The sequence below is a fragment of the Oerskovia jenensis genome, from assembly GCF_016907235.1.
Lineage (GTDB): Bacteria > Actinomycetota > Actinomycetes > Actinomycetales > Cellulomonadaceae > Oerskovia > Oerskovia jenensis.
The window spans coordinates 2,025,155-2,037,328 of record NZ_JAFBBO010000001.1 but is presented as its reverse complement, the minus strand read 5'-3'; the positions used below and the strand labels follow the sequence as shown (position 1 = coordinate 2,037,328).

9 protein-coding genes are annotated in these 12,174 nt (G+C 72.5%); 7 read left to right on the top strand and 2 right to left on the bottom strand.

The genetic code is table 11. The features are described from left to right. Window positions 1–83: 83 nt before the first annotated feature. The 6 genes from JOD49_RS09160 to JOD49_RS09135 all read left to right on the top strand — a co-directional run bounded on the left by JOD49_RS09160 (window position 84) and on the right by JOD49_RS09135 (window position 8,301). The gene (locus JOD49_RS09160) at window positions 84–851 is read left to right on the top strand and encodes an SDR family NAD(P)-dependent oxidoreductase (RefSeq protein WP_205306913.1); all 768 of its coding nucleotides are present in this window, start codon (window positions 84–86) and stop codon (window positions 849–851) included. 27 nt (window positions 852–878) lie between these two features. After that, window positions 879–1,598 (top strand): hypothetical protein, encoded by a 720-nt coding sequence (locus tag JOD49_RS09155; RefSeq protein WP_205306912.1) that lies wholly within the window; start codon window positions 879–881, stop codon window positions 1,596–1,598. 10 nt (window positions 1,599–1,608) lie between these two features. Beyond that, window positions 1,609–2,193 (top strand): orotate phosphoribosyltransferase, encoded by a 585-nt coding sequence (gene pyrE, locus JOD49_RS09150; protein ID WP_205306911.1) that lies wholly within the window; start codon window positions 1,609–1,611, stop codon window positions 2,191–2,193. A gap of 125 nt (window positions 2,194–2,318) precedes the next feature. Beyond that, window positions 2,319–3,086, top strand: a complete 768-nt coding sequence (locus JOD49_RS09145) for a type III secretion system chaperone family protein (RefSeq protein WP_205306910.1) — start codon at window positions 2,319–2,321, stop codon at window positions 3,084–3,086. Window positions 3,087–3,225: 139 nt separating this feature from the next. Beyond that, window positions 3,226–3,822: a LemA family protein gene (locus JOD49_RS09140; protein WP_205306909.1), complete on the top strand. Its 597-nt coding sequence runs from the start codon at window positions 3,226–3,228 to the stop codon at window positions 3,820–3,822. Window positions 3,823–4,077: 255 nt separating this feature from the next. Further along, entirely contained in the window at window positions 4,078–8,301 is a 4,224-nt protein-coding gene (locus JOD49_RS09135; protein WP_205306908.1) for an HtaA domain-containing protein, read from the top strand. Window positions 8,302–8,383: 82 nt separating this feature from the next. Here the strand turns inward: JOD49_RS09135 and JOD49_RS09130 are convergent, their stop codons facing one another. Continuing rightward, window positions 8,384–9,112 (bottom strand): response regulator, encoded by a 729-nt coding sequence (locus JOD49_RS09130; RefSeq protein ID WP_205306907.1) that lies wholly within the window; start codon window positions 9,110–9,112, stop codon window positions 8,384–8,386. Then, window positions 9,109–10,875 (bottom strand): ATP-binding protein, encoded by a 1,767-nt coding sequence (locus JOD49_RS09125; protein ID WP_205306906.1) that lies wholly within the window; start codon window positions 10,873–10,875, stop codon window positions 9,109–9,111. Before JOD49_RS09125 ends, JOD49_RS09130 begins: the two co-directional genes overlap by 4 nt. Window positions 10,876–11,100: 225 nt before the next feature. Here JOD49_RS09125 and JOD49_RS09120 point away from each other — a divergent pair, with 225 nt between their 5' ends. Continuing rightward, the gene (locus JOD49_RS09120; protein ID WP_138826430.1) at window positions 11,101–12,174 is read left to right on the top strand and encodes a Bug family tripartite tricarboxylate transporter substrate binding protein; all 1,074 of its coding nucleotides are present in this window, start codon (window positions 11,101–11,103) and stop codon (window positions 12,172–12,174) included.

Sequence of the window (12,174 nt, the reverse complement as noted above, 5' to 3'; positions counted from 1 at the left end):
TGCGGCGAGGCGGTGGGAGCGGGTGCGTGACGCCGTCGGGCCTGCGGGTCTCGCGACCGCCTCACGCACCCTAGGCTGGGCCCATGGCGACTGCACTGATCACCGGCGCCAGCGCCGGCCTGGGGCTCGAGTTCGCGTGGCAGCTGGCCACGGCCCGTCACGACCTGGTCCTCGTCGCGCGCGACGAGGAGCGCCTGGAGCGCGTCGCGGCGCAGATCCGCGCGGCCGCGGGTGTGCGGGTCCAGGTGCTCCCGGCGGACCTCTCGGTGCCCGACGACGTCGCGCGCGTCGCGGAACGCCTCGCCGTGCTCGAGGAGGACGAGGCAGGACGGCGGCCCGTGGGCCTGCTCGTCAACAACGCGGGCTACACCGTCCGTCAGCGTTTCGTGGGCGGCGACGTCGACGCAGAGGTCAAGGCCCTGGACGTCATGGTGCGCGCGGTCCTCGTGCTGTCGCACGCCGCCGCAGGGCAGATGACCGAGCGCGGGCGCGGCGCGATCCTCAACGTCGCGTCGGTCGCGGCGCTCACGGCGGGCGGCACGTACTCGGCGGCCAAGGCGTGGGTGCGGACGTTCACCGAGGGGCTCGCGGTCGAGCTGCGCGGTACGGGCGTCACGGCCACGGCCCTGTGCCCGGGGCTCACGCACACCGAGTTCCACGAGCGGGCAGGGATCGACTACACACAGCTTCCCGACGTCGTGTGGCTCAACGCGGACCGGGTCGTCTCGGCGGCCCTCGCGGACGTGCGCCGCGGCGTCGTGATCTCGACGCCCTCGCTGCGCTACCGGCTGGCGTCGGGGCTGCTGAAGGTCGCGCCGCGCGCGGCCGTGCGGGCGTTCGAGGGGCGCTAGGGGAGTGCGGCGCAGGGGGAGTCGCGCGTGACCCGGGAGTCCGTCGTCGGCCTGGTGGTGCTGGGCGTCCTGCTGCTCCTCGTGGTGGCCGCGGCGGTGCTGGGCAGGACCGCGAGCCGCAGGCGCCGGGACGCGCAGGACGCGCTCCTGCGCGAGCTCGGCTGGGAGCCCGGCCCGGGCGACGACGCGCTGCTCGACCGCTGGAAGGGCGCCCCGTTCGACGTGCAGGACCGCGGCCGGGTCGAGGACCTGCGCCGGGGGACGGTGGACGGCAGGCGGCTCGTCACGTTCCGCTACGCGTGGCGCTCGGCCGCGACCATGGCGTCGCGCGGGCGCCCCACGATGGCCGAGTGCCAGGTCGTGGCCCTCGACGTCCCGGGGGAGGTCCCGACGGTCGAGGTCGTGCCCGCGGGCTACCGGCAGCCGTCGGTCCAGCGGGTCGTGGGCCGGCAGGTCGTGTTCGACGACCCGGTGTTCGCCGCGACCTGGACCGTCCGGGCCCCCGACGAGCTCGCGGCCCACGACCTCTTGACGGAGCCGGTGCGGCAGGTGCTCCTGACCCCCGCGTACGGCGGGGTCCGGCTGCGCTTCGAGGGCCGCGCGGTCCTGTCGTGGACGGACGGCCCGGCACCCGTGGAGGACGTGCGCGACCTCGCGGTCCTGCTCGCCGGTGTCCTCGCTCACGTTCGGGCCCCGGAGCGTCCGGAGGGTGAGGGGCCGAGGTCCGCGCAGGTGCCGGACCGCTAGCCTTGACCTCATGACCGAGACCTCCACGCACCTGTCCCCGACGCCCCGCGAGCAGCTTCGCGACCTGATCGCCGAGCTCGCGATCGTGCACGGGAAGGTGACGTTGTCCTCCGGCAAGGAGGCCGACTACTACGTGGACCTGCGCCGCGTCACGCTGCACCACCGTGCGGCCCCGCTCATCGGGCACGTCCTGCTGGACCAGCTCGAGGAGGTCGGGCTGGGCACGGCCGAGGTGGACGCCGTGGGCGGCCTGACGCTCGGCGCCGACCCGATCGCGACCGCGCTCCTGCACGCCGCGGCCTCGCGCGGCCAGGACCTCGACGCGTTCGTGGTCCGCAAGGCCGCGAAGGCGCACGGCATGCAGCGTCAGATCGAGGGACCGGAGATCGCGGGTCGCCGGGTCGTCGTCGTCGAGGACACGACCACGACGGGCGGCTCGCCCATCACGGCGATCGAGGCCGCGCGGGCCGCAGGTGCCGAGGTCGTGGGCGTCGCGACGATCATGGACCGCGACACGGGCGCGCGCGAGAAGATCGAGGCGCTGGGCGTGCCCTACCACTCGATCTTCGGCCTGACCGACTTCGACCTGGGCTGACGGACGGGCCCCGCCTGACGGGGCTGACGGGTCGGCGGACGGTCCGCCCTGAGTGGGCACGAGGCGGGCGCGACCCGGCCGCGGCCCGGGGGCGCGCCCGCGGGTCCGAGAGAGCAGGGGGAACGATGGACAGCTCGTGGTTCGTGGTCGGCATGGCGGTGCTCGCGGTCGCCGGTGTGCTCATCGGCTGGTGGGGGCACCGGGCGCGGATCGCGCTGCTCGAGCGGTGGGCTGCGGAGAACGGGTGGGTGCACCACGGTGCGGACCCTGCGCTCACGCGCCGGTGGCGGGGCGCCCCGTTCGACGAGGGCCGCTCGCGGCGCGCGACCGAGGTCCTGACCGGCCCGTACGAGGGGCGCTCGGCCCTGTCCTTCACGTACTCGTGGACGACGGGCTCGGGCAAGGAGTCGACGACCCACTCCGCGCACGTGGTCGCGCTGCTGCTCGACGCGTCGTTCCCGACGCTCCAGCTCACGCCCGAGGGGCTCGGTGCGAAGCTGGCCAAGGCGTTCGGCGGGCAGGACATCCAGCTCGAGTCGGACGCCTTCAACCGGGCGTGGCGGGTCGAGTCGAGCGACCTGCGGTTCGCGCACGACGTGCTGCACCCGCGCACCATGCACAGGTTGCTGGCGGCGGACTTCGAGCGCAGGTTCCTGCGGATCGAGGGGGACGCGATCCTCGCGTGGACGGGCGGGCGGACGGTGCCGGACAACGTCTTCCCGATGCTCTCGCGGCTCGCGGCCGTGGTCGACGCCGTGCCCGACTTCGTGTGGTTGGACCGGGGGGCGCTTCCGCCGCGTCGTGCCGGGCGCGCCCCGCGCAGCCCGGGCGGGGTCCCTCCGGAACCGGGGTCGGGGACCCAGGTGCCGCCGTGGGGCACGCCGTCGCCGTGATCGCACGGTCGGACGTGGGCCCACCGCTACGATGCACCTACCTTCCGCGCCGCCCGACGGCGTCTCGCACCCGGTCTGTCAGGTCCGGTCGCGTGACGCCCGGGCGGGCGGTCCGACCCGCTCAGCCCAAGGGGGCAGCATGACAGGCGGCACCATCGCCTTGATCGTCATCGGCATCGTCGTCCTGATCGTCCTGTTCTGGGCGGTCGCGCAGTACAACGGCTTCGTCCGGCTGCGGAACCTGGTGCAGGAGTCGTGGCGGCAGATCGACGTCGAGCTGCACCGTCGTCACGACCTCATCCCGAACCTCATGGAGACCGTGAAGGGCTATGCCGCGCACGAGCGCGGCGTGTTCGAGGAGGTCGCTGCAGCTCGGTCGGCTGCGGCCGGGACCGCGTCGGGTCCGGCCGACCAGGCGGCCAAGGAGAACCAGCTCACGCAGGCGCTGGGGCGGCTCTTCGCGGTGGCCGAGGCCTACCCCGTGCTGCGGGCGAGCGAGAACTTCGGTCGGCTCCAGGACGAGCTGACGAACACGGAGGACCGCATCGCGGCCGGTCGCCGGTTCTACAACGCGAACGTGCGCACCCTGAACACCAAGGTCGAGACGTTCCCGCCGAACGTCATCGCCAGGATGTTCGGCTTCGAGCGGGCCGAGTACTTCGAGGTCGACGACCCGGCGGTGCGGAACGCGCCACGGGTCGACTTCCACGGGAACGGTCCCATCGTCGACCGCTGACGCCCGCACCGGGCCCTCGGCGAGGGGCGGGTGACGGGGAGCGGGCGAGGAACGTCGGCGAGGGGCGGTGTGCCACAGGGCGCACCGCCCCTCTCGGCGTCCTGGTCCGATACCGAGGTGTGACTCCGCGCACAGCAGATAAGGTTTACCTTGCTTTGGTGAGGCGGCCCTTATATGGTCCACGAGGCGATGGTCGAGAGACCTGTCGCCATGCGTCGCCATCGCGGGCGACCCTGGACCTTCACAGGAGACCGAGTGCTCATCACGCAACGGGGAGGGCGCCGTCGCGCTCTCGCCTCACTCCTGACCGGAGCGCTCGTCGCCGGTCTCGCCTTCGTCGGGGTCGCCCCCGCAGGAGCCGCCGCCGACACCGTCACGGTGTCGAGCGGCAGCGCCACCTGGAACCTCAAGGACAGCTGGACCGGCTACATCGGCCGCAGCGGGACGATCACGCCCGCGCTGACCGACGGCAAGTCCGTGTACTCGCCGGCCAGCGGCACCATCGACCCGGTCACGGCGGTCGGGGAGATCCGTCTCGGCGGCGCGACGAACTACAACGCCCACGCCGGCGCACTGGACATCACGGTCTCCGACCTGCGCCTCACGATCAGCTCGCCGACGTCCGGCCACCTCACCGCCGACTTCGTGACGCCCGGCCAGACGTCGGGCGACGTCCGGGTCGCGGACGTCGTCGTGAAGACCGCTCGCGAGGGCGACAAGCTCGTCGTCACGGCCGACGGCAACCTGTCGAGCGCCTTCGGGGCACTGGACGGCAACTTCGTCGACTACGTCGGGCAGCCGATGTCCACCCTGACCGCGACGCTCGACGCCCCGCTCCCCGTGGCCCCCGCTGCGGCCACCAGCACGGCGCTCTCGGTCGCTCCTGCGGGTACCTCGGTCGAGGGCACGCCCCTCGCCCTGACCGCCACGGTCGCGCCGCTCGCCGCGGGCAGCGTCGAGTTCCGCGACGGCGCCTCGACGCTCGGCACCGCCACGGTGTCCGGCGGCGTCGCCCGCCTGGACGTCCCCGCGCCGGCCGTGGGGGAGCGCTCCCTGAGCGCGCACTTCACGCCGACGGACGCCGCGGCGTTCAAGCCGTCGGCGTCCGCGTCGGTCGCGCACACCGTGACCGCCAAGCAGGTCGACCCGCCGGCCCCGGTCGCGGACCCCGAGATCACGGTCACGCCGAGCAAGGACGTCGACCCCGCGGTCGAGAACACGTTCACGATCTCGGGCACCGGCTTCGTGGGTGCTGGGGCCAAGTACGGCGCGTACGTGCTTCTGGGCGACGCGTCGATCTGGAAGGGCAACGGCCCCCTCGTCGCCAACGGCTGGCTGAACCTGAAGTTCGTCCGGGCCGAGCAGTTCACGAACGGCGCGTTCTCCACGACGATCACGGTGCCCGCGGGGACCTTCGTCGAGGGGACGGACTACGTCGTCGCGACCTCGGCCGCGCACGAGCTCTCGGTCACGGACCGCACGCTCGACACGTTCACGCCGATCGCGCTCAAGGGCGAGGAGCCGGTGACCCCGGTGTTCGAGCCGACGGTCGAGGTGTTCGCTGCGGACGGGAAGACGTCGCTGGGGAACACGTTGGTGCGTGCGGGGGACAAGGTCGTCGTGAAGGGGTCCGGGTTCGACCCGGCGGGGAACCTCGCTCCTGCGGGCAACCGTCCGCCGATCTCTGCGGGTAGCCCTGCGGGGACGTACGTGGTCTTCGGGAAGTTCGCCGACGCGTGGAGGCCGTCGGCGGGTGCGCCGTCGTCGGCTCGTGTGGTGGGGGACCAGCGGTGGGCGTTGAGCCAGGCCGGGTTCGACGCGATCGATCCTGGGTACCAGGGTGGGGTGCGTGGTCAGTGGGTCACGGTCTCGCCCGAGGGTGAGTTCACGGCAGAGCTGACGGTCAAGCCCAAGCAGGCGTCGGGTGTGGATCTCGCGTGGCCCGAGGCGGGCTCGTTCGGTGTCTACACCTACGGTGCCGGTGGCGTGACGAACGCCGCCCAGGAGCTCTCGGTCCCGGTCAACTACACCGACGCACCCGCCCCGGCAGCGCTGACCGTGACGCCGGGCCTGCCCCAGGTCGTCCCGGGTGGCAAGCAGACGCTGACCATCGCGGGCCTGGCCGAGGAGGACAAGATCCTCGCGGTCCTGCTCGACGGTGCCCCCGCGTCGTTCACGGCCACCGGTGACTCGGTCGTGGTCACGATCCCGAAGACGGCCGAAGCCCGTGCGACGACCGTCCGGGTCGTCAGCGCGCTCGGCGCCCACGGCGAAGTCGGCTTCACGATCGTGAAGCCCACCGTGACGGTCACGCCGAACGCCGACGTCGACCCGTCGGTCGCGAACACGTTCACGGTCACCGGGACCGGGTTCGTCGGTGCCGGGGCGAAGAACGGTGCGTACGTGCTCGGGGGCGACGCGTCGATCTGGAAGGGCGAGGGCCCGTTGGTCGCCAGCGGCTGGCTGCAGCTCGCGCACGTGGCCACGATCGTCGACGGGACGTTCACGAAGACCCTCACCGTCCCGGCCGGGTCGTTCGACCCGACCAAGGAGTACGTCGTGGCGACCTCCGCCGCGCACGGCCTCTCCATGACCGACCGTACTCTCGACACCTTCTCCTCGATCGCGATCAAGCAGGCCACCCCGGTGGCCGTCGCGACCACCACGACGCTGAGCGCCGCGTCCGCCGAGGTCGAGCTGGGCCATGCGGCCGAGCTCGCGGCGACGGTCACGCCGGCCACCGCGGCAGGGGCCGTCGAGTTCCTGAGCGGCGACGCCGTCGTGGCCACGATCCCCGTGGTCAAGGGCACCGCGTCGATCGGTGTTCCGACCTCGGTCCTCGGCCCGCTCCAGTACTCTGCGCGGTTCGTACCGACGGACGGGGCAGCCTTCGAGCCGTCGGCCTCCCAGGCCGTCACGGTGAACGTCGTCGAGGCACCGCCCGTCGACGGGACCCTCGAGGCGGGCACCCTCCAGTGGGGCGTCAAGGAGAGCTTCCGCAGCTACATCACGGGGAACATCGCCAAGGGTGGTGCCGTGGCGTCCGCGGGCGCCTCCGTGAAGAACGGGAGCTTCGACTTCCGGCAGACAGGTGGCACCTGGAAGCCCGGCACTCTGCTGGGGACCGCCGTGTACGGCGGGACAGTCACCTTCTCGGGGCACGACGGGTTGCTCAACCTGACGCTCTCCAACCCGACGATCGACGTGTCGTCCTCCCGTGAGGGAACCCTCGTCGTGGACGTTCGCTCCGCGAACCTCGACGGGACCACGTTCGACGCCAAGCGTGTTCCGTTCGCCTCGCTCGAGCTGAACAACGGCGGGATCGAGCACGAGAGCGGCTCGGTCACCTACGTCAACGTCACCACGACGCTGACCGAAGCGGGGTCGAAGGCCTTCAGCGGCTTCTACCCGGCGGGCACCGCGCTCGACCCGCTGTTCTTCGTGATGGGTGCCAGCAGCACCCCGGGCGGCGGTGACGGCGGCTCGATCGGCACCCCGGGCGACGGCTCCGGCAGCACGCCGGTCGACCCCGCCAAGGCCACCCTCTCGACGTACCAGGTCGTCCCCGGTGGTCAGGTCACGATCAGCGGCGTGGGCTTCGGGGCGAACGAGACGGGCCTGACGTCGATCATCCGGTCGACGCCGCGCACCCTCGCGACGGGCATCACGGCGAACGCCGGCGGTGCCGCGTCGGCCACGGTCACGATCCCGAAGAACCTCGAGCCGGGCGAGCACACGCTGTCCCTCGAGGGCGCGAACCACAAGGTCTCCGCGGTCATCACGGTCACGGGTGCCGGTACCTCGACCGGTTCGGCCGCCCAGCAGTGCTACGCACAGGGCGTCAACGGTGCGACCCTGACCTGGGGCGTGAGCGACTCGTTCCGCGCGTACATCGCCGGGCCGATCGCCAAGGGCTCGGCCTCGACGAGCGGTGTCAAGGACAACGGCTCGTCGTTCACGTGGAGCGGCGGCAAGGGGTCGTTCAACACCGACCTCGGCAAGGGACGCACGGGCTTCTCCGGCTCGGTGAAGTTCACGGGCCACGACGGCATCCTCGACCTGCAGATCTCCAACCCGCGGGTCCAGGTCGACGGCAGCACGGGCACCCTGGTCGTCGACGTCGTGAGCAGCGACATGCAGGGCAACAAGTCCACGAGCAAGGGCGTCGCGTTCGCGAGCCTGAACCTCTCGGGCAAGAAGTCGACCTCGGGCAGCACCATCACGTGGACCGGTGCGCCGGCCACGCTGACCGCCGCGGGCGCCAAGGCGTTCGCGGGCTTCTACGAGGCGGGGACGGCCCTCGCCCCCGTGACGTTCAGCTTCCCGGTCGGCGGCGACGTCGAGTGCGACGTGTACTCGGGTCTGGCGGACACCGGCGCCGACTCGGCGACGGTCACCGCCCTCGCGGTGATGCTGCTGCTGGGTGGCGCAGGACTGCTCGCGGTGAGCAAGCGCCGTCGGGTTCGCGCCGACGCCTGACGCACCTCCGCACGACGACGGCGGGCGGGCCGGGACCCTTCGAGGTCCCGGCCCGCCCGCCGTTCTGCATGCCCGCGCCCTGTTAGGAGGGGGACTCCGCGCTGACCGCGAGGAGCGGCTTGTACCGGTTCTCGGGTCGCCCGGCCGACCCGTACCGCGGGTTGACCTCGGCCTGACCGATCGCGACGAGGTGCTCCAGGTAGCGCCGGGCGCTGACCCGGGACATGCCGGTCGCCTCGGCCACGTCGACCGCCGAGGCGTCGACCACCGCCTCCCGGCACACGTCGACGAGGGCCCCGACGACGAGCTCCAGGCTGCGGTCGGACAGGCCCTTGGGAAGCTGAGGGCTCTCGTTCCTGGCCTGGCGGACCAGCCGGTCCACGGTGGCCTGGTCGAGCGCACCGTCGGTCGCACGGACCTGCGCACGGAACCGGACGACCTCGTCGAGCCGCCCGCGCAGCACGGCCGCCGTGAACGGCTTGACGAGGTAGTGCTGCACCCCGCCGGCCATGGCGCGGCGCACGCTGTCGAGCTCGCGTGCCGCCGTCGTCGCGATGACGTCCACGGGAGGCCCCGGGCGCCGCCGGAGCTGGTTCAGCACCGCGAAGCCGCTCGTGTCGGGCAGGTAGATGTCGAGCAGGACGAGGTCGGGCTCGAGCACCGAGATCGCGCGCACCGCCTCCGCACCCGTCCGGGCCTCGCCGACGACGACGAAGCGGGGGTGGCTCTCCACGAAGCCTCGGTGCAGGCGGGAGATGAGGGGGTCGTCCTCGACGATCAGCGTGCGCAGTCGGTCGTCTGTGGAAGTCATCGGTGCACCGTCCCGGTGAGTCGGTCGAGGGCGGCCCCTGCGGGGGCCGCGGAGGAGCGCACGGGCAGCGTCAGCGTGAGTCGCGCGCCGCCGAGCGGTGAGGTCGTGAAACCGACGGTGCCGCCTCGTCGGGCGACGATCCGTCGCACGAGGGCGAGCCCGATGCCGCGCGCGGTTCCCGCGTCGGAGCCAGGCGTCGGCGAGAGGTGAGGTGCTGGGGCGTCGTCGTGCCGCAGGGCGTCCCAACGAGGCGACGAGGACGGGCCCGCGCCCGGCCGGGACACCCGCCGCACGGAACGAGGAGGCTGGGTGCCCGCGTGCTTGGTGCTGAAGCCGGGCCGGAAGACCGCGGCACGCAGCGCCGTCGGGACTCCCGGGCCGTCGTCGTCGACGAGGACGACGACCTCCTCGTCGTCCTCCTCGACGAGGACCTGGACGGTCCCGCCGGGGCCCGCCGCGTCGATCGCGTTGTCGATCGCGTTGCCCAGGATCGTCAGGACGTCCTGCTGGAGGGTCGTCGACTCGGGGGAGTCGGGGGCGTCGAGCACCGAGCACGGGTCGACCTCGAGGTCGATCCCTCGCTCGCGGGCCGTGGTCGCCTTGGCCAGGAGCAGGGCCGCGACCTGCGGGCTGTGGACGCCCGGGGCGATCGCGCTCGCCGTGAGGAGCCCGCCGTGCCCGGCGCGCTCGATGAACGCCACTGCCTCGACGTGCTGCCCCAGCTCGAGGAGCCCGGAGACCACGTGCAGCTTGTTGGCGAACTCGTGGGACTGCGCCCGCAGCGCGTCGGTCAGGTCGCGGGCGCCGTCGAGGTCCTGCAGGAGGGCGTGCAGCTCGGTGTGGTCGCGCAGCACGAGCACCGCCCCCACGGCCCGCCCGTCGACCGTGGCCGGGTTGGCGCGCGCGAGCAGGACGCGTTCGCCCGCGAGGAGCAGCTCACCGCTCGAGTGGTCGCCGGGACGGTCGGCGAGCTCCAGGAGCTGGCCGTCGAGCACGTCGGTCGCGAGCGACCCGACCGGGGCCTCGCCCGGGCCGAGGCCCAGGAGACGGCGCGCCTCGTCGTTGACGAGCGCGACCCGACCGGTGCGGTCCAGGGCCACGACCCCCTCGCTGATGCCGTGGAGCATGGCGTCGCGCGTCTCGAGCAGGGAGGCGATCTCCTCCGGTTCGAGCCGGTAGATCCGGCGCCGGACGAGCTGGGTGACCCACCAGGCGCACACGACCCCGCCGGCCGCCGCGCTGCCCAGCGCGAGGAGCAGGCCGTCCAGGTCCTCGCGGAAGTCCGCGTGGAGCTGCGACTCGAGGATGCCGACCGACGCGGCACCGATGACAGCCCGCCCGGACTCGTCGTAGATGGGGACCTTGACGCGCCACGACTCGCCCAGGGTGCCCGTCTGGGTCCCGATGTAGGTCCCCCCCGACAAGGGCACGGAGGGGTCGGTGGACACGCGTTCCCCTATGCGTTCCGCGGTGGGGTGAGACATGCGGATGCCCTCGTCGTCGGTCACGACGACGTAGGTCACGTCGGAGGCCTCGCGGATGACCTCGGCGATCGGCTGGATGGTGATCGAGGGGTCGGGGGAGCCCAGCGCGTCCCTGATGGCAGGCAGCCCCGCGACGGACTGCGCGACCCCCGTCATCCGGTCGAGGTAGGCGTCACGAAGCTGCCGCTCCTGCAGGGTGCCCGCGACCACGCCTGCGGCCGAGACCACGGCGAGGACGATGACGACCTGCAGCAGGAGCAGCTGAACCCTGAGCGGCATTGCCCATCCCACCGGACCAGTGTGCCCCAGGCCACAGGGGCGGTCCGCCACTCGGACGCAGAACCGAGACGTACCCGTGACCTGGCGCCGGAAACTCACGTGACCACAACGACCACAACGTCCATTACGACCTCAGGGACCACGCACCGCCCGCGTCCTCCTAGGCTCCGCTGCACACCACAGGCCCGGGACTACGACGTCACGAGGCCCGCTCAAGGAGGAGAAATGGCATCCGTCGTCAGCCCGCGCAGCGGGCACAGCACCAGCCGGCCGGGGCGTCGCCGCCTGGTCGGCGCAGCAGCACTCACGAGCCTCGCCCTCGCCCTCAGCGCCTGCGCGGGACTCGCCTCGGGTGACGAGGCCCCGGCCGCCGAGGGCACCGACAAGCCCGCCGCGGTCGGCCTGGCCTCGCTCGACATCATCGTCCCCGCAGACCCGGGCGGTGGCTGGGACCAGACGGGCCGCGCGCTCCAGAAGGAGCTGCAGGCCACCGGGCTGGCGAAGACCATCAACGTGACCAACGTGGGTGGGGCCGGCGGGACCGTCGGCCTGGCCTCCCTGGCGAACGTCACCGAGCCCAACACCCTCATGGTCACCGGCCTCGTCATGGTCGGTGCCGTCGAGACGAACAAGTCCCAGGCCCGCATCGAGGACACGACGCCGATCGCGCGCCTCACCGAGGAGCCGCTCGTCATCGTCGTGCCGGCCGAGTCCAAGTACACGACGCTCAAGGAGCTCGTGGACGACATCGTCGCCAACGGCAAGAGCGTCACCGTGACCGGCGGGTCGGCCGGCGGCGCGGACCACATCCTCGCGGGGATGCTCCTCAAGCAGGCCGGCGTCCCGTCGGAGAAGCTCGTCGACACGCTCAACTACGTCGCGTACTCGGGCGGTGGCGAGTCCCTCGCCGCCCTGCTCGGCAACAAGGTCAGCGCCGGCATCTCGGGCGTCGGCGAGTACTCCGAGCAGGTCAAGGCGGGGACCCTGCGCGCGCTCGCGGTCACGAGCCCCGAGAAGGTCGAGGCGCTCCCCGACGTGCCCACGCTCCACGACGCGGGCTACGGCTTCGACCTCACCAACTGGCGTGGCGTCCTCGCCCCGGCGGACATCACCGAGGAGGAGCGCGCCGCGCTCGAGGACGTCCTCACCGAGCTCCACGCGTCCGAGGAGTGGCAGGCCACGCTCGAGGAGAAGGGCTGGGCGGACGCGTTCGTCACCGGCGCGGACTTCGACGACTACCTCCAGCAGAACATCGCCGACATCCAGGCGGTCCTGCAGGACATCGGTCTGGTCGCCTGA

Coding starts and splice junctions, on each gene's coding strand:
- JOD49_RS09140 (WP_205306909.1), top strand. CDS start 3,226: ATGACAGGCGGCACCATCGCCTTGATCGTCATCGGCATCGTCGTCCTG.
- JOD49_RS09120 (WP_138826430.1), top strand. CDS start 11,101: ATGGCATCCGTCGTCAGCCCGCGCAGCGGGCACAGCACCAGCCGGCCG.
- JOD49_RS09160 (WP_205306913.1), top strand. CDS start 84: ATGGCGACTGCACTGATCACCGGCGCCAGCGCCGGCCTGGGGCTCGAG.
- pyrE (WP_205306911.1), top strand. CDS start 1,609: ATGACCGAGACCTCCACGCACCTGTCCCCGACGCCCCGCGAGCAGCTT.
- JOD49_RS09130 (WP_205306907.1), bottom strand. CDS start 9,112: ATGACTTCCACAGACGACCGACTGCGCACGCTGATCGTCGAGGACGAC.
- JOD49_RS09145 (WP_205306910.1), top strand. CDS start 2,319: ATGGACAGCTCGTGGTTCGTGGTCGGCATGGCGGTGCTCGCGGTCGCC.
- JOD49_RS09125 (WP_205306906.1), bottom strand. CDS start 10,875: ATGCCGCTCAGGGTTCAGCTGCTCCTGCTGCAGGTCGTCATCGTCCTC.